Origin of the sequence: Streptomyces sp. NBC_01508, assembly GCF_045040315.1 — a bacterium.
Classification (GTDB): domain Bacteria; phylum Actinomycetota; class Actinomycetes; order Streptomycetales; family Streptomycetaceae; genus Streptomyces.
Genome location: NZ_CP109419.1, coordinates 3,317,092 through 3,337,881 on the forward strand (window position 1 = coordinate 3,317,092; position 20,790 = coordinate 3,337,881).

Consider the following 20,790-nt stretch of genomic DNA (forward strand, 5'->3'; position numbering starts at 1 on the left):
CGCTGTCACTTCGGCTCGCGGGCGGCCTCACGGCTCCCTGAGACGGGTGTCAGCGGGGTCCTACGAGCTCACTTGACCTCGACGGAGGCACCGGCGGCCTTGAGGGACTCGGCAGCCTTCTCGGCGGCCTCCTTGGCGACCTTCTCGACGACGGGCTTGGGAGCGCCGTCCACGAGGTCCTTGGCCTCCTTGAGGCCCAGCGAGGTGAGCTCACGCACGACCTTGATGACCTGGATCTTCTTCTCGCCGGCACCCGTGAGGATGACGTCGAACTCGTCCTGGACCTCTTCGGCCTCGGCGGCGACAGCGGCACCACCGGCGGCAGCGGCGGCGACCGGGGCGGCGGCCTTGACGTCGAACTTGGCCTCGAACGCCTTGACGAAGTCGGAGAGCTCGATGAGGGTCAGGTTTTCGAACTGCGCGAGCAGGTCGTCCTGGGACAGCTTCGCCATGGTGGCGGTCCTTCCACTAATTTCGGCAGGTGCCGGATGTATATGACGGCGGGCGTACGGGCCCGCTGCGACGCGGCGCCGAACTACTCGGCGTCGGCCTCGGCGGGAGCCGGCGTACCGGCACCGCCCTGCTCAGCCTCACGCTTGGCGCGAAGGGCGTCCGCGGTGCGGACGAACTCCGACAGCGGGGCCTGGAATGTCGCCGCGGCCTTGGCCATCGACGCCTTGATTCCACCGGCCACCTTGGCGAGCAGCACCTCGCGGGACTCAAGGTCCGCGAGCTTCTTGAACTCGTCGGCGCTGAGCGCCTTGCCATCAAGGACACCGCCCTTGATGACGAGGTTCGGGTTGTCCTTGGCGAAGTCACGAAGACCCTTCGCCGACTCCACCGGGTCACCGGTGACGAAGGCAACCGCCGTCGGACCCGCGAACAGGTCGTCCAGCGTGTTGATCCCGGCCTCGTTGGCCGCGATCTTGGTCAGCGTGTTCTTCACCACGGCGTACTGGGCGTTCGCACCGAGGGAACGGCGCAGCTCCTTGAGCTGCGCCACGGTGAGACCCCGGTACTCGGTCAGCACTGCGGCGTTCGAGCTGCGGAACTGTTCCGTCAGCTCGGCCACCGCGGCAGCCTTGTCGGGCCTTGCCATGAGCGTCGGCCTCCTTCCGGGTGATGAGGACCGCTCAGAAGGGGCTGAACAAGACGAAACGCCCCGGCGCAGGCGCACGGGGCGTAGCTCGACCGGGACGAACCCGGGAACTCTCCTCGGTCACCTACGCGGGTCGTCCGCTTCCAGCGGATCCTTCGGTCGCCTCACCCTCTTACGAGAGCACGGCGACGACCAGCGGTCTTTGGCTTCCTGTGAAGAGTACGTGACGGGGTCGCCGTCAGGCAAATCCGTCGAACGGGACCGTAAACCCGGTCCGGGAAAGGGAATTCCCGGACCGGATTCGTGGGTCGATCCCTGGGTCGGACTTCCGGATCAGGCCCCGGAGCCGTCCGCACCGGCGCCGGCCTCGGCGCCGAGGTCACCCAGCATCTCGAACAGGTCGACGGTCTCGCCGGCCGGCGGCGTCTGGACGGAGGCCTTGGCCCCGTAGTCGCTGTAGCGCGCGTCGATCTTGATCTCGCCCTGCGGGGTGTCCATGGCGACGTTCATCTTCACCGGGTAGTTGTCCTTGTTGACCCAGACCTCGGTGTCGTACCCCTTGATGCCGGACTTCTCGATGTTGGCGAGCAGGTCCTTGCGCTCCTTGGCGCTGAGCACGTCGAGCCCCTCGTTCGACTCCATCATCTCGGCGACCGTGAGCGTGCCCTTGTAGTGCTGCGCCTCGACCCCGTCGATCTTCTCGGAGCCGACGTGCTTCACGTTCGGGGAGTCCAGCAGCAGCGCGAGTTGCTGGGCCGGGTCCTGGTTCATGTTCTCCATGCCGCCGGTGAGCTCCTTGGCGGCGGCCGGGTCGCCGGAGGCTTCCGCCGCCGCGGCCAGGTCCAGCTTCATCCAGCGCTTGCCGTCCATGTCCTTGGCCGCCTCGGCGCCCATGTCCATGTACATCGCGTTCTTGACCCACACCATCCGGATCTCGTCCGGGGCGTCGGGCTCGTCCTGCATCATCGAGCCGGTCATGGTCATGTCCATCACCATGGGGTCCCACCCCATGACGCCGGTCATCTCCATGTCGCCTGCCGCGGCCCCCGCCGCGCCCTCGGGCATCGACATCGTCATGCTGACCTTGGCCGACTTGGCCGCCGCGGTCTTCTCGTACGCAGCCGTCAGGACCTCGGTCACCGACGAACGCGACTGCGGCTCATCGCCCTTGGCCGCGGAACTCCCGGTCTTCTTCGTGTCCGAGTCACCGCTCTGACAGCCGGCCACACCCGCTACAACGGCCACTGCCGTCAGCGAGACGCCAACACGCCCCCATGCCGACATGGTCATACCCCACCCCTTTTTTCGATGTTCTTGGTTGAACCGTAACCCACATATGTGACAGCCCGCGCATGCGAAAACCGGCCCCAACGCCTCAACAGAGGTGCCGGGACCGGCTCTTGACACGCGTGAACGCGACCGCCGTCAGTTTCAGACGGAGGCCGGGTCCTCCTCCACGAGGAGGTTACGAGTGCGGTTGGCGTCCAGCGGAATGCCGGGGCCCATCGTCGTCGCCATGACGGCCTTCTTGATGTAACGGCCCTTGGCGGCCGACGGCTTGAGACGGAGGATCTCCTCCAGCGCCGCGGCGTAGTTCTCGACCAGCTTCGTCTCGTCGAAGGAGACCTTGCCGATGATGAAGTGCAGGTTCGAGTGCTTGTCGACGCGGAACTCGATCTTGCCGCCCTTGATGTCGTTCACGGCCTTCGTGACATCGGGGGTGACGGTGCCGGTCTTCGGGTTGGGCATCAGACCACGCGGGCCGAGGACGCGGCCGAGCCGGCCGACCTTGCCCATGAGGTCCGGGGTGGCGACGACGGCGTCGAAGTCGAGACGGCCCTTCTGGACCTCTTCGATCAGCTCGTCGGAGCCGACGATGTCGGCGCCCGCGGCACGCGCTGCCTCGGCACGGTCACCGGTCGCGAAGACCAGGACCCGGGCGGTCTTGCCGGTGCCGTGCGGAAGGTTGACGGTGCCACGGACCATCTGGTCCGCCTTGCGCGGGTCGACGCCCAGACGCATGGCGACCTCGACGGTGCCGTCGAACTTGGAGGTGTTGGTGTCCTTGGCGAGACGGACGGCCTCGAGCGGAGGGTAGTTACGCTCCGCGTCGATCTTCGCGTCCGCGTTGCGGAGTGCCTTGCTGCGCTTCACTTCTGCTCCTGGTGATTCATTCAGGTGTGGAGTTCGTGGTACGGGCCGCGCATGGCCCTTCCACTTGGCGCGCCCGAGCGGGCCCGCCGGGCCGGTCTCAGCCCTCGACCGTGATGCCCATCGAACGGGCGGTGCCAGAAATGATCTTCTCGGCGGCGTCCAGGTCGTTGGCGTTCAGGTCGGGCATCTTGGCCGTGGCGATGTCACGGACCTGTGCGCGGGTGAGCTTGGCGACCTTCTTGACGTGCGGCTCGCCCGATCCCTTGTCCACACCGGCGGCCTTGAGGATCAGCTTCGCGGCCGGCGGAGTCTTGGTGATGAAGGTGAAGGAGCGGTCCTCGTAGACCGTGATCTCCACCGGCACGACCATGCCACGCTGCGACTCGGTCGCGGCGTTGTAGGCCTTGCAGAACTCCATGATGTTGACGCCGTGCTGGCCCAGCGCGGGGCCGACCGGCGGCGCCGGGTTGGCCGCGCCGGCCGAGATCTGGAGCTTGATGAGCCCCGTGACCTTCTTCTTCTTGGGAGGCATTGCTCTCTCCGGGTCCTAGTGAGAGTGTTCCGGCCCAGTCATCCGGTCATCCGGATGCGGGCATACCGCGCAACGATAACGGGTATAGCTGCACGGCCAAAAACCGAGCAGGTCAGACCGTCTCCCACGAGCGGGCGAAACCCGCCTGCGAGAGCCTGTCTGACCTGGTCGGAAGTGGCTTACGAGCGCGCGGAACCGCGCGTCAGTTCTTCTGGATCTGGTCGAAGCTCAGCTCGACCGGAGTCTCGCGACCGAAGATCTCGACGAGGCCCTTGACCTTCTTCGAGTCGGCGTTGATCTCGTTGATCGTCGCCTGGAGCGTCGCGAACGGGCCGTCGGTGACGGTGACCGAGTCGCCGACCTCGAAGTCCAGCACCTGGACCTCGACCTTGCGGGACGGCACCGGCTTGCCCTCGGCCTCGGCCGCCTCGCGTGCGGCCTTCTCCTCGGCCTCGGGGGCGAGCATCTTGACGATCTCGTCCAGCGTCAGGGGGTACGGGTCGTAGGCGTTGCCGACGAAGCCGGTGACGCCGGGGGTGTTCCGTACGACGCCCCAGGACTCGTTCGTCAGGTCCATCCGCACCAGGACGTAGCCCGGGAGTTTGTTCTGGCGGACGTTCTTGCGCTCGCCGTTCTTGATCTGGACGATCTCTTCCTCGGGCACCTCGGCCGAGTAGATGAAGTCCTCGACGTTGAGCGAGACGGCGCGCTGTTCCAGGTTGGCCTTCACGCGCTTCTCGTAGCCCGCGTACGTGTGGATGACGTACCACTCGCCGGGCAGGGTGCGCAGCTCCTCGCGGAGCGCGGCGACCGGGTCGGCAGCGGCGGCGGGCTCTTCGACGAGCTCGATGTCGTCGCCGTCTTCGGCGGCTTCGGCGTCCTCCGCGTCGGTCGCTTCGTCGGCTTCGGCTTCGGCTTCGGCGGGAGCGGACTCCGCCTCCGGCTCCGCGTCGTCCTCGGCCTCGATGTGCAGCGCAGCCTCTTCGGCCGGCTCGCCGGCCGCGGCGTCAGCGGCTTCGGCCTGGTCTGGCTCGACAGCGTCCGCCGCCTCGACGATGTCGGTCTCGTCCGCACGGGACTCGACCGCCTCGTTGGCGTCGTTCAGGTTCGGGTCAGACACGTTGGCTGCTTCTTCCTGGCTTCACGATGGGTGGAACATGCGGAAAGGGACGCCTGTGGGCGCCCTCCGCCTCCGCGGCTCTAGCCGAAGACGTACTTGACTACTCTCTGGAAGCCGTAGTCCATCACGGTCACCAGACCGATCATGACGACGACGAAGACGATCACGACAGTCGTGTAGGTCGTCAGCTGATTGCGAGTCGGCCAGACGACCTTGCGCAGCTCCGCGACGATCTGACGGTAGAAGAGCGCGAGACGGCCGAAGGGGCCCTTCTTGCCGCGCTTGCCACCCTTGCGGGTCTTCTTGCCTGACTCTGCGGTCTCGTCATCGTCAGCATCAGGCTTGTCGATGGAGCCCACGGCGTCCGTCACGCTCTCTCACCTGATTCCGGGTCGTGGCCGTGCCGCGCCCGGTGGAGCCGCACGGCGGTGCATTGAAGTACGTACATGCGCACACATCCTGGCGGAGGAGTGTGTAGCAGGGCCGGAGGGACTTGAACCCCCAACCGCTGGTTTTGGAGACCAGTGCTCTACCAATTGAGCTACGACCCTTTGCGTTTTCCCCAACCTACCGCATCCGACCGGGAGCACGGTGTGCCCGGATCGGTGGTGGCGGGTGAGGGCCAACGACCAGTGAGTGTACGTGCTCGGGCGCCCGGCGTCGAACAGGTAACACCGGACCGGCTCTTGTCCGAACCTGTCCACTCTCTGTGCACGCGTTGTCCGGTCGGTGAAACCCCGGCGCCCGGCTCTCGGGGGTTCTGGGACCATGGCCCGCATGAGCGCTGCAATTCCTCCGACCGAGCGCCGGGTCTCCGCCCGAGTCGGCGCAATCTCCGAGTCCGCCACCCTCGCCGTCGACGCCAAGGCCAAGGCCCTCAAGGCCGCGGGCCGGCCGGTGATCGGCTTCGGTGCGGGTGAACCCGACTTCCCGACGCCCGGCTACATCGTCGAGGCCGCGAGTGAGGCCTGCCACAACCCGAAATACCACCGCTACACCCCGGCCGGCGGGCTCCCCGAGCTGAAGGCCGCCATCGTCGCGAAGACACTGCGTGACTCCGGCTACGAGATCGACCCCGCCCAGGTCCTGGTGACCAACGGCGGCAAGCAGGCGATCTACGAGGCGTTCGCCGCGATCCTCGACCCGGGCGACGAGGTCATCGTCCCGGCGCCGTACTGGACGACGTACCCCGAGTCGGTCCGGCTGGCCGGCGGTGTCCCGGTGGATGTCGTGGCCGACGAGACCACCGGCTACCGGGTCTCCGTCGAGCAGTTGGAGGCGGCGCGCACGGAGCGTACGAAGGTCGTGCTCTTCGTCTCGCCGTCCAACCCGACCGGTGCCGTCTACAGCCGCGAGGACACCGAGGCAGTCGGCCGCTGGGCCGTCGAGCACGGTCTGTGGGTCATGACGGACGAGATCTACGAGCACCTCGTGTACGGGGACGCCGAGTTCACCTCGCTGCCCGCGATCCTGCCGGAGCTGCGCGACAAGTGCGTCGTGGTCAACGGTGTCGCCAAGACGTACGCGATGACCGGCTGGCGGGTGGGCTGGATCGTCGGCCCCAAGGACGTGGTGAAGGCCGCGACCAACCTCCAGTCGCACGCGACGTCGAACGTGGCCAACGTGTCGCAGGCCGCCGCGCTGGCCGCCCTCACCGGCAGCCTCGACGCGGTGGACGAGATGCGGACCGCCTTCGACCGGCGCCGGGGCACCATCGTACGGATGCTCAACGAGATCGAGGGTGTGCTCTGCCCGGAGCCCGAGGGTGCCTTCTACGTGTACCCGTCGGTGAAGGGGCTCCTCGGTAAGGAGATCCGCGGCAAGCGCCCGGCGACCTCGGTCGACCTGGCCACCTTGATCCTCGAAGAGGCCGAGGTCGCGGTCGTACCGGGTGAGGCCTTCGGTACGCCGGGGTATCTGCGGCTGTCGTACGCCCTGGGCGACGAGGACCTGGTCGAGGGTGTGGCCCGGCTCCAGAAGCTGCTGGCCGAGGCCCGCGACTGAGAGTCGCCGACGAGATACGGGTCCCCGGTGCCGTCCGGGGGCCCGTTCTTCCGTTCGGGCTTTCGTTCGGGCCACGACCCGAAGGTGGAAAGGGACTCCCGCAGTCCGCGTGAGTACGGCAAGATCCATGGATGGAGAACGTTTCCGGCCCCCCGCGTGACGACCGTGCCGTCCGCGACATCCGGCTGCTGCCCAAGGCCCATCTGCATCTGCACTTCACTGGCTCGATGCGGCCCACGACGCTGCTGGAGCTCGCCGACAAGTACGGGGTCCACCTCCCCGACGCGCTCACCGGCGGCGAGCCGCCCCAGCTGCGCGCCACCGACGAGCGGGGCTGGTTCCGCTTCCAGCGGCTCTACGACATCGCCCGGTCGTGTCTGCGCTCCCCCGAGGACATCCAGCGGCTGGTGCGCGAGGCCGCCGAGGAGGACGTCCTGGACGGCTCGGGGTGGCTGGAGATACAGGTCGACCCCACCTCGTACGCCCCGCTGCTCGGCGGGCTGATCCCGGCGCTGGAGATCATCCTGGACGCCGTGGACGCGGCGGCCAGGGACACCGGGCTCGGCATGCGCGTCGTGGTCGCGGCGAACCGGATGAAGCACCCGCTGGACGCCCGCACGCTGGCCCGGCTCGCCGTGCGGTACGCGGACCGCGGCGTCGTCGGGTTCGGCCTGTCGAACGACGAACGCCGGGGCATGGCGCGGGACTTCGACCGGGCCTTCGCGATCGCCCGGGAGGGCGGGCTGCTCGCGGCGCCGCACGGCGGTGAGCTGAGCGGACCCTCGTCCGTACGGGACTGCCTGGACGATCTGCGCGCGACCCGGGTCGGGCACGGCGTACGGGCCGCCGAGGACCCGCGGCTGCTGCGCAAGCTGGCCGAGCGCGGGGTGACCTGTGAGGTGTGCCCGGCGTCGAACGTGGCGCTGGGCGTCTACGAGAAGCCCGCCGACGTCCCCCTGCGGACGCTGTTCGACGCCGGGGTGCCGATGGCGCTGGGCGCCGACGACCCGCTGCTCTTCGGCTCGCGGCTGGCGGCGCAGTACGAACTCGTACGCAGGCACCACGGGTTCACGGACGCCGAGCTGGCGGAGCTGGCCCGTCAGTCGGTACGGGGCTCGGCGGCGCCCGCCGGAACGCGGGACAAACTGCTGGCGGGGATCGACGGGTGGCTGCTGCACGGCTGACCTCTTTAAGGAGGCGCCGTCGTTCGCTACGGGGCGAGACCCAGCAGCGCCGCGCGGACCACGGTGGGTGCGAACTCCTCGGCGGGTGCGACCGGTTCGCCGCCGGGGAAACCGCACAGGAACGCCCGCTGCTGGCACGCGCCGAGCAGCAGCGCCGCCGCGGCGTCGGGATCGGCGTCGGCGCGGATCCGGCCGGCGTCGCGCTCGGTGCGCAGATAGGCGGCGAGGGCGCGCGGGGGTATGTGCGGGCCGGCGCCCAGTGCGTGTACGCCCTCGGCATGGCGGCGCAGCAAAGCCGGTTCGGCGAAGAGCGAGGCGGCGATCGCGAAGGTGGCCTCGTAGAAGAGGGCGGCCTGGCGGACGACCTCTACGAGGTTCTCCTCGACGCTTCGTCCGCCGCCGCCCCCGCCTTCGGCGGGGGACTTCGCCAGTTCGCCGAGGAGGGGGCCGAGCCGGGGCAGCCGCTCGTCCAGTACGTGCAGGAAGAGGTCTTCCTTGCCGGCGAAGTACTTGTAGAGGGCGGCCTCCGAGCAGCCGGCCGCGCGGGCGATCTCCTTGGTGGTGGCGCGGGCCAGGCCGATGGTGGCCATCCGCTCGGCCGCGGCGTCGAGGATGCGGGCCCGCGCAGGTTTCATGGGTGGTCCGTTTCGCGGCTTGACGGCGGGGTGAGTACCTACTCACCCTAGAGGTAAGTGAACACTCACCCACGAGGGAAGGCGACGGCGATGAAGCTCACCGTTTTCGGTGCGACCGGCGGAATCGGCCAGGAGGTCGTCCGGCAGGGGCTGGCGGCGGGGCACCGGGTCACGGCCGTGGTGCGGGACCCGGCGCGCTTCACCGTGACCGGTGACGGGCTGGAGGTGTACACGGCGGCGACGTTCGACGACCCGGAGGAGCTGCGGTCCGCCGTGGCGGGCCGGGACGCCGTGCTGTCGGGCATCGGGCCGAGCAGCCGCAAGGCCGCGGGCATCGCGGCGCCGGTGACGCGTTCGATCCTGTCGGCGATGGACGCGGCGGGGGTGCGCCGGCTGGTCGTGGTGAGCGCGGCCCCGGTCGGTCCCGTGCCGCGCGACGAACCGCTGTTCGGGAAGCTCGCCCTGGGGGTGGTGAAGGTCGTGCTCAAGCCCGTCTACGACGATCTGGCCCGGATGGAGGAGGAGTTGGCGCGCAGCGGGGCCCACTGGACGGCGGTCCGGCCGCCCCAGCTGGTGGACAGGCCCGTGACCGGCGTCTACCGCACGGTGATCGACGGGAACCCGCGCGCCGGAAGCAAGATCGGGCGGGCCGACGTGGCGCACGCGATGCTCGCGATGGTGGACGACCCGGCGGTGGTGAAGCGGGCGGTGGGAGTCGCGTACTGAGGCCGCGGGCTGCGGGCCGCGGGCCTGCGGTCCGGGCAGCACGGCTCAGGGCGCTCAGGGCGCTTCAGAGGCTGACGCCGACCGTCACCGGCTCGTTGACCAGGGTGATCCCGAACGCCTCGCGCACCCCGGCGACGACCTCCCGGGCGAGCGCGAGCAGATCCTCGGTGGTGGCGTCGCCCCGGTTGGTCAGGGCGAGCGTGTGCTTCGTGGAGATGCGGGCCGGGCCCGCGCCGTACCCCTTCGTGAAGCCCGCGCGGTCGATCAGCCAGGCCGCGGAGGTCTTCGTACGGCCCTCCCCCGCCGGGAACGCGGGCGGCGTGACGTCCGCGCCCAGCCGCCGCGCCGCGCGGGCGAGGAAGGCCGCCAACTGGGCGTCGTCGAGGATCGGGTTGGTGAAGAAGGAGCCGGCCGACCAGGTGTCGTGGTCCGCCGGGTCGAGCACCATGCCCTTGCCCGCGCGCAGTTCGAGGACGGTGCGGCGGGCGGTGGCCGCCGGGACCCGGTCGCCGGGCTCGACGCCGAGGGCGCGGGCCGTCTCGGCGTACTTGAGCGGGGCCGACAGCCCGCCCGCGTCCTCCAGCGCGAACCGCACGCGCAGGACGACATAGCGCCCGGGGTGCTCCTTGAAGCGGCTGTGGCGGTACGAGAACCCGCAGTCGGCGTTGGCGAGGGTCAGGGTCTCGCCGGTGGTCCGGTCGTAGGCGACGACCTCGGTGATGGTGCTGGAGACCTCCTGGCCGTACGCGCCCACGTTCTGGATCGGTGTGGCGCCGGCCGAGCCGGGGATGCCGGCCAGGCACTCGATGCCCGCGAGTCCCGCCTCGACGGTACGGGCGACGGCGTCGGTCCAGGTCTCGCCGGCGGCCAGTTCCAGCGCCGTACCCGCGAGGTCGAAGCCGCGGGTCGCGATCCGCAGCGCGGTGCCTTCGAAGCCCTTGTCGCCGATGACCAGATTGCTGCCGCCGCCGATGATCAGGAGCGGTGTGCCCGCGTCGTCCGCCTCGCGCACGGCCGCGACGACCTCGGCGTCGGTGGTGGCGGTGATCAGCCGGGCGGCGGGGCCACCGAGGCGGAAGGTGGTCAGGGGGGCGAGGGGGGCGTCGTGGAGTTCCTGCACGGCACAAGAGTACGTTCGGATCCGGAGACGATTCGTCTCCGGATCCGGACGCGTCGCGCGGGACGCGGTCAGACGGCCGCCGTCTCGCGCTTCTCCTCGGCCGCCGACTCCCGTACCGGGTGGGCTCCCGCCGGACCCGGTCGGCCCGTCCGGCGATGGGGAATCATCCGCTCAGGCCAGCTGGACGACGGCGCGGGACATCCCCAGCACCTTCTTGCCCTCGTTGGTCGCCGTGAGATCCACGCGCACGCGGTTGCCGTCGAGCTTGTCGCCGATCCTGGCGCTCACCTCTACGACCGCGCCCGTGCCGTCGTTGGGAACCACGACGGGTCTGGTAAAGCGCACGCCGTACTCGACGACGGCCCCCGGGTCCCCCACCCAGTCGGTCACCACCCGGATCGCCTCGGCCATGGTGAACATGCCGTGCGCGATGACGTCGGGCAGCCCGACCTCCAGCGCGAACTTCTCGTTCCAGTGGATCGGGTTGAAGTCCCCGGACGCGCCGGCGTACCGCACCAGGGTGTCCCGGGTGACCGGGAAGGTCCCGGTCGGCAGCTCCGTACCGACCTCGACGTCCTCGTAGGCGATCTGCGTGGCCATCGGCGTCACTCCCCCTCGGCGGCGCGCGCCACCAGCTTGGTCCACGCGGTCACGACATGCGCACCCGCCTCGTCGTGCACCTCGCCGCGGACGTCGAGGATGTCGTTGCCCGCCATCGACTTGATCCCCTCGATGGTCGAGGTGACGGTCAGCCGGTCGCCCGCCCGTACGGGACGGGTGTACGCGAACTTCTGGTCGCCGTGCACCACCCGGCTGTAGTCGAGACCGAGCTTCGGATCCGCGATGACCTCGCGCGCCGCCTTGAAGGTGATCGCGAAGACGAAGGTCGGCGGGGCGATCACATCGGGATGGCCGAGCGCCTTCGCCGCGTCCGGGTCGGCGTACGCCGGATTGGCGTCGCCCACCGCCTCGGCGAACTCGCGGATCTTCTCCCGGCCGACCTCGTACGGTTCGGTGGGCGGATAGATCCGCCCGACGAAGGACTGGTCGAGCGCCATTGGACTCGTTCCCTCCTGATGAGACTGCCCTGATGAATTGGTGCACAACTATGGATGGGGCACGGCAAACGACACGAGGCCGCCCCCCGTTAAGGGGACGGCCTCGGGTACGAGCCTGGTTCAGCGCGTTTCGCGGTGAGCCGTGTGCGAGTTGCAACGAGGGCAGTGCTTCTTCATCTCAAGACGGTCCGGGTTGTTGCGCCGGTTCTTCTTGGTGATGTAGTTCCGCTCCTTGCACTCCACGCAGGCCAGCGTGATCTTCGGGCGGACGTCGGTGGCAGCCACGTGAGTGCTCCTTGGACGGACAGATTGACGGGTTAACGCATAAAAGAGTAGCCGATCGAAGGATCGTCCCCACCATCGGCTACCGTGTGTAGCGGTGACCGGACTTGAACCGGTGACACAGCGATTATGAGCCGCTTGCTCTACCGACTGAGCTACACCGCTGTGATGTCGGACCCCCTCGCCCGAAGGCGAGGAGTGCCGAACACCAGAGCCCCAATACGGAATCGAACCGTAGACCTTCTCCTTACCATGGAGACGCTCTACCGACTGAGCTATTGGGGCGAGCGATGAAGACATTACACGGTCCGTCGCCGATCACCCAAATCCGTTTCCCGGCCTCTCGTCCCACCTGTCCCTTCCGTCTCGGGGCGGTCGCGGGGAGGGGGTCGGGAAGGGCTCGGGAGGGGGCTCGGGCGGGAGTCGGGAAGGGGCTGGAAGAGGCTCGGGAGGTGTTCCGTACGTCTCCGTACACCAGGGAGAGCCACGCCGGTACGACTATTCCCTTCCTCCTCGAAGGCCGACCGGGGCGCCTCTAGGCTCGACCCGCGCTGCGTGATCTTGCACGCCGGCGCCCCCAGAGCCCCACAGCCCCGCCAGGAGCCCCACCCAGGAGCGCGATGCCCGACAGCCAGCCGCAGCCGCCGGACGGCTCCACGGCGAACGCCACCGCGCTGCTGCTGCGCGGGGCCCGGCTCACCGACGGCCGTGCCGTCGACGTACGGCTGAGCGGCGGCCGGATCGAGGCAGTCGGCACCGCCGGCAGTCTCACCGCGCTCGGCGCGTCCGTGGACCTCGACGGGCATCTGCTCCTTCCCGCCCCCGCCGAGCCGCACGCGCACAGCGACACCGCGCTGAGCGCCGTCACTCCGGACAGGCCCGTCTCGTACGACCCCGAGGACGTCCAGCGCCGCGCGACCGAGGCCGCGTTGCTCCAGGTCGGGCACGGGGCGACCACGCTGCGTACGCATGTGCGGATCGGTGACGCTCAGGAGCTGGCGCCCCTGGGGGCGGTGCTCGGGGCGCGGCGCTCGCTGCGCGGGCTCGGCGATCTGACGGTCGTCGCCGTGCCGCGCCTGCTGACCGGGGTCGCGGGCGCGGACGGGCTCGCGATGCTGCGGGACGCGGTGAAGATGGGCGCCGGCGTGGTGGGCGGCTGCCCGGACCTCGACCCCGATCCGACCGGATACGTGGAAGCGGTGCTGACCGTCGCCGCCGAGCACGGCTGTCCCGTCGACCTTCATACGGACGGCGGCGACCCCGCCCGTCTCGCACGCCTGGCGGCGATGGCCGGCGGGCTGCGGCCCGGCGTCTCCGTCGGGCCCTGTGCCGGGCTCTCCCGGCTGCCGGCGCACGTCGCGGGCCGGGCCGCCGACCAGTTGGCGGCGGCGGGCGTGACGGTCGTCTGTCTGCCCCAGGGGGGCTGCGGCGGCACGGAGCAGCGGGGCGTGGCTCCCGTGCGGCTGCTGCGAGCGGCCGGTGTGCGGGTGGCGGCCGGCAGCGGCGCCGTGCGGGACGTGGCGAATCCGGTGGGGCGCGGGGATCCGCTGGAGGCGGCGTATCTGCTGGCCTCCCAAGGAGGCTTGCGGGCGGCGGAGGCGTACGAGGCGGTGAGCACGGCCGCGCGGGAGGCCATGCGGCTGCCGGAGGTGCGGGTGGAGGCGGGCTTTCCGGCCGAGTTGCTGGCGGTGCGCGGGGAGCGGCTGGAGGGGGTGCTGTCGCTGGCGTACAGCAGGATCGTCATCCACCGGGGCCGGGTGGTGGCCCGGACGAACGCCGTGCGGGAGTACTGCGACTCGGCGGTGGCCGTCGCGCTGGACCTGCCGCGACAGGGACGGCCGTGAACTGTCGGCCGCAAGCCGGCGGCACCGGCTGGAATCGCCCCTCCTGAATCGCTCCTCCTACGAAGGTGGTGTGCGCGCGCCGGCGGCCTGCCGGACGTACGGTCGTGGGTATGCGAATTGTCATCGCCGGAGGACACGGTCAGATCGCGTTGCGGCTTGAGCGGCTGCTCGCCGCCCGCGACCACGAGGTCGCGGGCATCATCCGCAAACCCGAACAGGCGGAGGATCTACGGAAGGCGGGCGCCGAAGCCGTCGTGCTCGACCTGGAGTCGGCCTCGCCGGACGAGGCCGCCGCCGCGCTGGAGGGCGCGGACGTGGCGGTCTTCGCGGCCGGGGCGGGACCGGGCAGCTCCACCGAGCGCAAGGACACCGTCGACCGGGGCGCGGCGGTCCTCTTCGCCGACGCGGCCGAACAGGCGGGCGTACGGCGCTACGTGATCGTCTCGTCCATGGGCGCCGACGCGGACCACGAGGGCGACGACGTCTTCGACCACTACCTGCGGGCCAAGGGCGCGGCGGACCGCTACGTCCTGTCCAAGCCGGGTCTCGACACGACCGTCCTGCGTCCGGGAATGCTCACCAACGACGCGGGCACGGGCCTGGTGAACCTCGCGCCGTCAACGGGACGCGGCCCGGTGCCACGGGACGATGTGGCCGCGACACTGGCGGAGTTGGTGGAGACGCCGGCGACGGCGGGCCTGACGCTGGAACTGATCAGCGGCGCGGTACCGGTGGCGGAAGCGGTGAGGAGCGCCGCGCCGTCCGCCTGACCTGACTGCCGCGAACCGACGGTTACGAACTGACAGCTACGAAGATGGCCCCCGGTCCGCGTCTCCGCAGGCCGGGGGCCATCATTTCCGTGTGGCGGCGCCAGGATTCGAACCTGGGAAGGCTAAGCCGGCGGATTTACAGTCCGCTCCCATTGGCCACTCGGGCACACCGCCATGGGATGTCGCCGTGGGGTGGGCGCTGTGTGCGCCGCTCCGTGGCAACGACGTAAACGATACCCGATGCCCGGGGGTGCTCCGCCACCGGATTGATCAGGCCGGGAGCGGGTGGAGATGGCTAGGCTTTGCGGGAGCCCAACCGTACTTTCGGCATCGGTCGCGGCATGAGTCGCGGCACCCTTTCCAGCACCCGATACAAGGAGCCACAGGACATGGCCGACTCCAGTTTCGACATCGTCTCGAAGGTCGAGCGGCAGGAGGTCGACAACGCCCTCAACCAGACCGCGAAGGAGGTCTCCCAGCGGTACGACTTCAAGAACGTCGGAGCCTCGATCGCCTGGTCCGGCGAGAAGATCCTTATGCAGGCCAACACCGAGGAGCGGGTCACCGCGATCCTCGACGTCTTCCAGTCCAAGCTGATCAAGCGGGGCATCTCGCTGAAGGCGCTGGACGCGGGCGAGCCGCAGCAGTCCGGCAGGGAGTACAAGATCTTCGCCTCCATCGAGGAGGGCATCTCGCAGGAGAACGCGAAGAAGGTCGCCAAGATCATCCGCGATGAGGGCCCCAAGGGCGTCAAGGCGCTCGTGCAGGGCGACGAGCTGCGGGTCAGTTCGAAGAGCCGGGACGATCTCCAGGCCGTACAGGCGCTGCTGAAGGGGCAGGACTTCGAGTTCGCGCTCCAGTACGTGAATTACCGCTGACCAACTGGCCGGGCCCGTACGGCCGTCGTCGCGTCCCGCTCGTACGGGCGCGGAGGCGGCCGTACGCGCCCCGTGGGGCGTTGCCGGAGGTTGATCCCGCAGCGGGAGGTCAGCGGGAGGTCAGCGGGAGCGGGAGTGGCCGAAGAGGAGACGGTAGACGATCAGCAGCACCAGTGAGCCGCCGATCGCCGCCGCCCAGGTGGCGCCGTCGTAGAAGTCGCTGGTGATCGGGCGGTCCAGCCAGCGGGACGATATCCAGCCGCCGACGAAGGCGCCCGCGATGCCGATGAGGGTCGTGCCGACCACGCCGCCCGGGTCCCGGCCGGGCAGCAGGATCTTGGCGACGGCTCCGGCGAGGAGTCCGAGGAGGAGCCAGCTGACGATGGTCATGCCGTGGACCTGCCTTTCGTGCGGTGATCTGCGGTGCTGCCGTTCTTCGGTGCCGCGTTTCGCGGGAAGACGTCCGTGGGGCGAGGCGTGGTTGCGGAGATCGATCGCGTGCGACGCACGACACAGCGGCCGTCGACTACCCCGCCTCGGGCGGGACATACGTGTACGCCCGCGAGCGGCCGGGCGCGTTCAGGCGCCGACCGGCGGGCTGGGCGTCGGGTGGCCGGCCGCTCGCGGGCGTACACGGCTGCGGGGTGGCTTGCCGCTCCCGCCTCCGTACGGAGGCGGGTACGGCCTACCGGGCGCTCTACGGAGCCCCTGGGGTCACCAGCCCGCGAACGCCTGGTCCGTACGGACGATCTCGCGGCCGAAGGGCAGCAGCGAGACGGGGATCAGCTTGAAGTTGGCGATGCCCAGCGGGATGCCGATGATCGTCACGCACAGCGCGATCCCCGTGAAGATGTGGCCGAGGGCGAGCCACCAGCCCGCCAGGACCAGCCACAGTACGTTGGCGACGAACGACGGTGACCCGGCGTCGCGGCGCTCCACCGTCGTGTAGCCGAACGGCCACAGCGCGTAGACACCGATCCGGAACGCGGCCACCCCGAAGGGGATACCGATGACCGTGACGCACAGGAGCAGTCCGGCGAGCATGTAACCGAGGAACAGCCAGAAGCCACTTACGACGAGCCAGATGATGTTGAGGATTGTCTTCATGGGCGGCGACCTGCCATCTGCTCTAGTCGGGCGATCCGCTCCGCCATCGGCGGATGCGTGGAGAACATTCTCGATACACCCTGCCCCGGTCGGAACGGATTAGCGATCATCAGATGGCTCGCCGTCTCGATCCGTGGCTCTGGCGGCAACGGCAGCTGCTTCGTACCTGCTTCAAGCTTACGCAAGGCGCTCGCGAGGGCCAACGGATCGCCGGTGAGCTGTGCGCCGGACGCGTCCGCCTCGTACTCCCGCGAACGGCTCACCGCGAGCTGGATCACCGAGGCGGCCAGCGGGCCGAGGAGCATGACGAGCAGCATGCCGACGAGGCCGGGGCCCTCGTCGTCGTCCGAGCGGCCGATGGGGATGAGCCAGGCGAAGTTCACCAGGAACATGACGATCGAGGCGAGGGCGCCGGCGACGGAGGAGATCAGGATGTCGCGGTTGTAGACATGGCTCAGCTCATGGCCGAGGACTCCGCGCAGCTCCTGCTCGTCCAGGATCTGGAGGATCCCGTCCGTACAACAGACGGCCGCGTTACGGGGATTGCGGCCCGTGGCGAACGCGTTGGGGGCCTGCGTCGGCGAGATGTAGAGCCGTGGCATCGGCCGGCGCGCGGTGGTGGAGAGCTCACGCACGATGCGGTAGAGCTTCGGCGCCTCGAACTCGCTGACCGGGCGCGCACGCATGGCGCGCAGTGCCAGCTTGTCGCTGTTCCAGTACGCGTACGCGTTCGTGGCGAGCGCGACGACGACCGCGACGATCAGCCCCGTCCGGCCGAAGATACTGCCGATGACGATGATGAGTGCGGACAGTCCCCCGAGGAGTGCGGCGGTCCTCAACCCGTTGTGCCGGCGGTGCACGGAGCGCCCTCCAAATCGTGCGGCAGGGGAACCCTTTACGTGATGCTGCTCCACTCTCCAGTGGACCCTTCCTCACTGGTCAACGCCAGGCGGGGGTCACGGGTTCCCCGGCGCGCCCGCGCGGGGGTGTACGCCGTACGGGTGGCGGCGGGGGCGGATGGCGCCGCCTCCTTGAGGCGTGTGGTGGGGCGCGTGCCTCAGAAGAGGCCTGTCGCCGCGAAGCGCAGGACCAGTTGGGGCGCTCCCGACAGGGCGATGCCCGCGGCGGTGGTCAGGCCGATCGCGGCGAGCACGGGGACGGGGGCACGGGAAGCGACCAGAAGGCCGGCGGGCTGGAGGGCCGGCCCGGCGGCCGGGGGCGCCGGCTCGGCCTCCGGGGCTTCCTCCGCGGTTCCCTCCCGTGCCGTCTCCGGGGCGCGGAAGAGGACCGCCGTCCACTGGAGGTAGTAGAAGAGCGCGATGACGACGTTGACGCTCATCACGACGGCCAGCCAGCCGAGGCCCGCGTCGACGGCCGAGGAGAAGACGGTGACCTTCGCGAAGAGGCCGACGACGCCGGGCGGCAGTCCGGCGAGGCAGAGCAGGAAGAAGCCCATGGCGAGGGCGACGAGCGGGCGCTCGGAGGCGAGGCCGCGGTAGTCCGAGAGGCGGTTCAGGGGCTTCGTACGGGCGACCAGGGCGGCGACGGCGAAGGCGCCGAGGTTCACGACGGCGTACATCAGGGCGTACGCGACGGTGGAGCCGATCTGGTCCGTGCCGGCGTACGCCGCCGCCGCGATCGGCACCAGGAGATAGCCGGCCTGGGCGACGGACGACCACGCCAGGAGGCGTACCGCGCTCCGGGCGCGTGTGGCCGACTGGCGCAGCGCGGCGACGTTGCCGACGGTCATGGTGAGCGCGGCGAGCACCGCGAGGACCGGGCCCCAGACGTCGGAGTGGCTGGGGAAGGCGACGACGGTGACCAGGATGAGGCCGGAGAATCCGACGGCCTTGCCGACGACGGAGAGGTACGCGGCGATGGGCAGCGGCGCGCCGACGTAGGTGTCGGGGACCCAGAAGTGGAAGGGCGCGGCGGCGGCCTTGAAGGCGAAGCCGACGAGGGTCAGGGCGACGCCCGCCGAGGCGAGGGTTTCGAGCGTCCCGGGGACGTCGTCGAGCCGGGTGGCGATCTCGGTGAGGTGCAGGGTGCCGGTGGTGGCGTACACGAAGCTGACGCCCAGCAGCATGACGGCGGTGGCCGCCACGGAGGAGAGGAAGAACTTCAGGGCCGCCTCGGACGAGAGGCGGTCGCCGCGCTTGAGGCCGACCAGCGCGAAGGCGGGGAGGGTCGCGACTTCGAGGGCGACGACGAGGGTCGCGAGGTCGCGTGCGGCGGGCAGGAGGGCGGCGCCGGCCGCCGAGGCGAGCAGCAGGAACCAGAATTCGCCCGCAGGGAGCTTCTCCGCCCGGGGCTTTCGGCCGCCGCCGAGTTCGGTGACGGAGAGCAGGGCGGTGAGCAGGGCGCCGCCGAGGACCAGGAGTTGGATGACGAGTGTGAAGTGGTCGGCGGTGTAGCTGCACACGTCGGCGTCGGCCGTCAGGCAGAAGGTGGACCGGTCGCCGGCCCGGATCGGGATCAGCAGGAGGAGCGCGGCGGCGAGGCCGGCGATGGCCAGGGCGCCGAGGAGCGGCTTTCGGCGGTCCGGCAGGAACAGGTCGGCGACCAGGACGATCAGTGCGACGGCGGCGGTGAGGGCCGGGGGCGCGATCGCGAGCCAGTCGACGGACTGGACGAGGCCGGCGGCGCTGTCGGCGGCGTCCTGGGCAGCGGCCACGGTCACGACTTGCCTCCTGCGAGAAGCTTCTGCACGGCCGGGTCGGTGAGGCCGAGGAGGACGGCGGGCCAGAGGCCGGCCAGGACGGTGAGGGCGACGAGCGGGGTCCAGGCGGCGAGTTCGTAGCCCTGGACGTCGGCGAGTTCGGGGGTGGGGCCGGTTTCTTCCGCTCCCGCGGGCCGGTGGGTCGCGCCCATGCAGACGCGCCGGACGACGATCAGCAGGTACGCGGCGGTGAGCAGGGTGCCGAAGCAGGCGATCGCCGTGAAGGTGACGAAGGCGGGGCGGCTGAGGCCGGGCGCGGGGTCGAAGGCGCCGAACATCGCGAGCATCTCGCCCCAGAATCCGGCGAGGCCGGGCAGGCCGAGCGAGGCGACGGCGGCGAAGGCGAGCAGGGCGCCGAGGCGCGGTGCGCGGCCGTACAGCGCCGCGCCGGTGGCGCCGGCGAGGGTGTCGAGGTCGGCGGTGCCGTAGCGGTCCTTGAGCGCGCCGACCAGGAAGAAGAGCAGGCCGGTGATGAGGCCGTGGGCGACGTTGGCGAAGAGCGCGCCGTTGACGCCGGTGGGGGTCATGGACGCGATGCCGAGGAGCACGAAGCCCATGTGGCCGACGGAGGAGTAGGCGATCAGGCGCTTGAGGTCGCCGCCCGCGCCCTGCCGGGCGAGGGCGAGGCAGGCCAGGGAGCCGTAGATGATGCCGGTGACGGCGAGGGCGGCGAGGTACGGCGCGAAGGTCCGCATCCCGTCGGGCGCGATCGGCAGGACGATACGGACGAACCCGTACGTACCCATCTTGAGCAGGACTCCGGCGAGGAGCACGGATCCGACGGTCGGGGCGGCGGTGTGGGCGTCCGGGAGCCAGCTGTGGAAGGGCCACATCGGGGTCTTGACCGCGAGGCCGATCCCGATCGCCAGAACGGCGGTGACCTGCACGGATGTACTCAGTCCACGGCCGTTGTCAGTGGCGAGTGCCACCATGTCGAATGTGCCCGCGTGCAGCCCGACGAGCAGCAGGCCGAGCAGCATGACCACGGAGCCGAGCAGCGTGTAGAGGATGAACTTCCAGGCGGCGGCCTGGCGTTCCTCGCCGCCCCAGCGGGCGATGAGGAAGTACATGGGGATGAGCACCATCTCGAAGGCCAGGAAGAAGAGCAGCAGGTCGAGGACGGCGAAGGTGGCGAGGGTGCCGGATTCGAGGACGAGAAGCAGGGCGACGAACGCCTTCGGGGAGGGACCCGTCGGCATTTTGAAGTAGCTGTAGAGCGCGCAGAGGAAGGTCAGCAGCGCGGTCAGGACCAGGAGGGGGAGGGAAATGCCGTCGATGCCGAGATGGATCCGTACGTCGAGTGCCGGGATCCAGCTGATGTCCGTCGTGGCCTGGATCCTCGACGGCTGGTCGTGGTCGAAGCCGAGCGCGAGGACGATCGCGGCGATGAGGATCGCGCCGGTCACGGTCACGCCGTGGCGCAGTACGGCCTGGTCGGGGCCGGTGCCCCGGAGTCCGGGCGGGGCGGGCGGCAGTGCCGCCGCCGCGCCCAGGAGGGGGGCGACGACGATGAACGCGAGAAGGAACTGCATCACGGACGGGCTGATATCGATCACGG

The 20,790-nt window shown here is 70.0% G+C and carries 23 protein-coding genes and 4 tRNA genes; 6 read left to right on the plus strand and 21 right to left on the minus strand.

Features of this window, described 5'->3' with window-relative positions; all coding sequences use genetic code 11:
* Positions 1–68 precede the first annotated feature (68 nt).
* The 8 genes from rplL to OG700_RS15120 form a co-directional block, all read right to left on the minus strand.
* Positions 69–452: a 50S ribosomal protein L7/L12 gene (rplL, locus tag OG700_RS15085; RefSeq protein WP_405613734.1), complete on the minus strand. Its 384-nt coding sequence runs from the start codon at positions 450–452 to the stop codon at positions 69–71.
* 83 nt (positions 453–535) lie between these two features.
* Entirely contained in the window at positions 536–1,099 is a 564-nt protein-coding gene (gene rplJ, locus OG700_RS15090) for a 50S ribosomal protein L10 (protein ID WP_078075571.1), read from the minus strand.
* 333 nt (positions 1,100–1,432) lie between these two features.
* The gene (locus tag OG700_RS15095; RefSeq protein ID WP_405613737.1) at positions 1,433–2,389 is read right to left on the minus strand and encodes a DUF6612 family protein; all 957 of its coding nucleotides are present in this window, start codon (positions 2,387–2,389) and stop codon (positions 1,433–1,435) included.
* 141 nt (positions 2,390–2,530) lie between these two features.
* Entirely contained in the window at positions 2,531–3,253 is a 723-nt protein-coding gene (gene rplA / locus OG700_RS15100; protein ID WP_405613739.1) for a 50S ribosomal protein L1, read from the minus strand.
* A 97-nt stretch (positions 3,254–3,350) separates the two neighbouring features.
* Positions 3,351–3,785, minus strand: coding sequence for a 50S ribosomal protein L11 (gene rplK / locus OG700_RS15105; protein ID WP_405613741.1), 435 nt, complete (start codon positions 3,783–3,785; stop codon positions 3,351–3,353).
* 202 nt (positions 3,786–3,987) lie between these two features.
* Entirely contained in the window at positions 3,988–4,905 is a 918-nt protein-coding gene (gene nusG / locus OG700_RS15110; RefSeq protein ID WP_405613744.1) for a transcription termination/antitermination protein NusG, read from the minus strand.
* A gap of 80 nt (positions 4,906–4,985) precedes the next feature.
* Positions 4,986–5,276 carry a preprotein translocase subunit SecE gene (secE, locus tag OG700_RS15115; protein WP_405613745.1) on the minus strand — a complete coding sequence of 97 codons (291 nt, stop codon included), beginning with the start codon at positions 5,274–5,276 and terminating at the stop codon, positions 4,986–4,988.
* A 107-nt stretch (positions 5,277–5,383) separates the two neighbouring features.
* A tRNA-Trp gene (locus OG700_RS15120) sits at positions 5,384–5,456 on the minus strand.
* A 226-nt stretch (positions 5,457–5,682) separates the two neighbouring features.
* Between OG700_RS15120 and OG700_RS15125 the strand changes: the two genes are divergently transcribed.
* Positions 5,683–6,909 (plus strand): pyridoxal phosphate-dependent aminotransferase, encoded by a 1,227-nt coding sequence (locus OG700_RS15125; RefSeq protein WP_405613747.1) that lies wholly within the window; start codon positions 5,683–5,685, stop codon positions 6,907–6,909.
* A gap of 131 nt (positions 6,910–7,040) precedes the next feature.
* Positions 7,041–8,093 (plus strand): adenosine deaminase, encoded by a 1,053-nt coding sequence (locus tag OG700_RS15130; protein WP_405613749.1) that lies wholly within the window; start codon positions 7,041–7,043, stop codon positions 8,091–8,093.
* Positions 8,094–8,119: 26 nt separating this feature from the next.
* On the opposite strand, the gene OG700_RS15135 is transcribed toward OG700_RS15130, so the two are convergent.
* A complete protein-coding gene (locus OG700_RS15135; RefSeq protein ID WP_405613751.1) occupies positions 8,120–8,728 on the minus strand; it encodes a TetR/AcrR family transcriptional regulator in 609 nt (202 codons plus the stop codon).
* A gap of 90 nt (positions 8,729–8,818) precedes the next feature.
* Between OG700_RS15135 and OG700_RS15140 the strand changes: the two genes are divergently transcribed.
* Positions 8,819–9,454: an NAD(P)-dependent oxidoreductase gene (locus OG700_RS15140; protein WP_405613753.1), complete on the plus strand. Its 636-nt coding sequence runs from the start codon at positions 8,819–8,821 to the stop codon at positions 9,452–9,454.
* A gap of 64 nt (positions 9,455–9,518) precedes the next feature.
* Here OG700_RS15140 and OG700_RS15145 read toward each other — a convergent pair whose 3' ends face one another.
* The 6 genes from OG700_RS15145 to OG700_RS15170 form a co-directional block, all read right to left on the minus strand.
* Positions 9,519–10,574, minus strand: a complete 1,056-nt coding sequence (locus OG700_RS15145) for a UDP-N-acetylmuramate dehydrogenase (protein WP_405613755.1) — start codon at positions 10,572–10,574, stop codon at positions 9,519–9,521.
* A 171-nt stretch (positions 10,575–10,745) separates the two neighbouring features.
* The gene (locus OG700_RS15150) at positions 10,746–11,174 is read right to left on the minus strand and encodes a MaoC family dehydratase (RefSeq protein WP_405613757.1); all 429 of its coding nucleotides are present in this window, start codon (positions 11,172–11,174) and stop codon (positions 10,746–10,748) included.
* A 5-nt stretch (positions 11,175–11,179) separates the two neighbouring features.
* Positions 11,180–11,632 carry a MaoC family dehydratase N-terminal domain-containing protein gene (locus OG700_RS15155; protein WP_405613759.1) on the minus strand — a complete coding sequence of 151 codons (453 nt, stop codon included), beginning with the start codon at positions 11,630–11,632 and terminating at the stop codon, positions 11,180–11,182.
* A 120-nt stretch (positions 11,633–11,752) separates the two neighbouring features.
* A complete protein-coding gene (rpmG, locus tag OG700_RS15160; protein WP_003956487.1) occupies positions 11,753–11,917 on the minus strand; it encodes a 50S ribosomal protein L33 in 165 nt (54 codons plus the stop codon).
* An 89-nt stretch (positions 11,918–12,006) separates the two neighbouring features.
* Positions 12,007–12,079, minus strand: a tRNA-Met gene (locus OG700_RS15165).
* A gap of 47 nt (positions 12,080–12,126) precedes the next feature.
* Positions 12,127–12,199: transfer RNA gene (locus OG700_RS15170), tRNA-Thr, on the minus strand.
* Between the two features lie 335 nt (positions 12,200–12,534).
* Between OG700_RS15170 and OG700_RS15175 the strand changes: the two genes are divergently transcribed.
* Both OG700_RS15175 and OG700_RS15180 read left to right on the plus strand, forming a co-directional pair.
* Positions 12,535–13,758, plus strand: a complete 1,224-nt coding sequence (locus tag OG700_RS15175) for an amidohydrolase family protein (RefSeq protein ID WP_405613761.1) — start codon at positions 12,535–12,537, stop codon at positions 13,756–13,758.
* A 110-nt stretch (positions 13,759–13,868) separates the two neighbouring features.
* Positions 13,869–14,528: an SDR family oxidoreductase gene (locus OG700_RS15180; RefSeq protein ID WP_405613763.1), complete on the plus strand. Its 660-nt coding sequence runs from the start codon at positions 13,869–13,871 to the stop codon at positions 14,526–14,528.
* A 92-nt stretch (positions 14,529–14,620) separates the two neighbouring features.
* Here OG700_RS15180 and OG700_RS15185 read toward each other — a convergent pair.
* Positions 14,621–14,702 (minus strand) — tRNA-Tyr (locus OG700_RS15185).
* A gap of 215 nt (positions 14,703–14,917) precedes the next feature.
* Here OG700_RS15185 and OG700_RS15190 point away from each other — a divergent pair.
* Complete coding sequence (locus OG700_RS15190; protein ID WP_405613765.1) at positions 14,918–15,406, plus strand: YajQ family cyclic di-GMP-binding protein; 489 nt, start codon at positions 14,918–14,920, stop codon at positions 15,404–15,406.
* Positions 15,407–15,526: 120 nt separating this feature from the next.
* Here OG700_RS15190 and OG700_RS15195 read toward each other — a convergent pair whose 3' ends face one another.
* The 5 genes from OG700_RS15195 to OG700_RS15215 form a co-directional block, all read right to left on the minus strand.
* A complete protein-coding gene (locus OG700_RS15195) occupies positions 15,527–15,796 on the minus strand; it encodes a GlsB/YeaQ/YmgE family stress response membrane protein (protein WP_405613767.1) in 270 nt (89 codons plus the stop codon).
* Positions 15,797–16,120: 324 nt separating this feature from the next.
* On the minus strand, positions 16,121–16,513 hold the full coding sequence (locus tag OG700_RS15200; protein ID WP_405613769.1) for a YccF domain-containing protein: 393 nt from the start codon (positions 16,511–16,513) through the stop codon (positions 16,121–16,123).
* Positions 16,510–17,373 (minus strand): zinc metalloprotease HtpX, encoded by an 864-nt coding sequence (gene htpX / locus OG700_RS15205; protein WP_405613771.1) that lies wholly within the window; start codon positions 17,371–17,373, stop codon positions 16,510–16,512. Before htpX ends, OG700_RS15200 begins: the two co-directional genes overlap by 4 nt.
* A 197-nt stretch (positions 17,374–17,570) precedes the next feature.
* Complete coding sequence (locus OG700_RS15210) at positions 17,571–19,187, minus strand: NADH-quinone oxidoreductase subunit N (RefSeq protein ID WP_405621725.1); 1,617 nt, start codon at positions 19,185–19,187, stop codon at positions 17,571–17,573.
* A gap of 2 nt (positions 19,188–19,189) precedes the next feature.
* The gene (locus OG700_RS15215; RefSeq protein ID WP_405613773.1) at positions 19,190–20,788 is read right to left on the minus strand and encodes a NuoM family protein; all 1,599 of its coding nucleotides are present in this window, start codon (positions 20,786–20,788) and stop codon (positions 19,190–19,192) included.
* Between the last annotated feature and the right edge of the window lie 2 nt (positions 20,789–20,790).

Excerpts from the sequence above, each read along its gene's own strand:
- rplL (WP_405613734.1), bottom strand. The coding sequence starts at position 452 with ATGGCGAAGCTGTCCCAGGACGACCTGCTCGCGCAGTTCGAAAACCTG.
- rplJ (WP_078075571.1), bottom strand. The coding sequence starts at position 1,099 with ATGGCAAGGCCCGACAAGGCTGCCGCGGTGGCCGAGCTGACGGAACAG.
- OG700_RS15095 (WP_405613737.1), bottom strand. The coding sequence starts at position 2,389 with ATGACCATGTCGGCATGGGGGCGTGTTGGCGTCTCGCTGACGGCAGTG.
- rplK (WP_405613741.1), bottom strand. The coding sequence starts at position 3,785 with ATGCCTCCCAAGAAGAAGAAGGTCACGGGGCTCATCAAGCTCCAGATC.
- OG700_RS15125 (WP_405613747.1), top strand. The coding sequence starts at position 5,683 with ATGAGCGCTGCAATTCCTCCGACCGAGCGCCGGGTCTCCGCCCGAGTC.
- OG700_RS15130 (WP_405613749.1), top strand. The coding sequence starts at position 7,041 with ATGGAGAACGTTTCCGGCCCCCCGCGTGACGACCGTGCCGTCCGCGAC.
- OG700_RS15135 (WP_405613751.1), bottom strand. The coding sequence starts at position 8,728 with ATGAAACCTGCGCGGGCCCGCATCCTCGACGCCGCGGCCGAGCGGATG.
- OG700_RS15140 (WP_405613753.1), top strand. The coding sequence starts at position 8,819 with ATGAAGCTCACCGTTTTCGGTGCGACCGGCGGAATCGGCCAGGAGGTC.
- OG700_RS15150 (WP_405613757.1), bottom strand. The coding sequence starts at position 11,174 with ATGGCCACGCAGATCGCCTACGAGGACGTCGAGGTCGGTACGGAGCTG.
- OG700_RS15155 (WP_405613759.1), bottom strand. The coding sequence starts at position 11,632 with ATGGCGCTCGACCAGTCCTTCGTCGGGCGGATCTATCCGCCCACCGAA.
- OG700_RS15175 (WP_405613761.1), top strand. The coding sequence starts at position 12,535 with ATGCCCGACAGCCAGCCGCAGCCGCCGGACGGCTCCACGGCGAACGCC.
- OG700_RS15180 (WP_405613763.1), top strand. The coding sequence starts at position 13,869 with ATGCGAATTGTCATCGCCGGAGGACACGGTCAGATCGCGTTGCGGCTT.
- OG700_RS15190 (WP_405613765.1), top strand. The coding sequence starts at position 14,918 with ATGGCCGACTCCAGTTTCGACATCGTCTCGAAGGTCGAGCGGCAGGAG.
- OG700_RS15195 (WP_405613767.1), bottom strand. The coding sequence starts at position 15,796 with ATGACCATCGTCAGCTGGCTCCTCCTCGGACTCCTCGCCGGAGCCGTC.
- OG700_RS15200 (WP_405613769.1), bottom strand. The coding sequence starts at position 16,513 with ATGAAGACAATCCTCAACATCATCTGGCTCGTCGTAAGTGGCTTCTGG.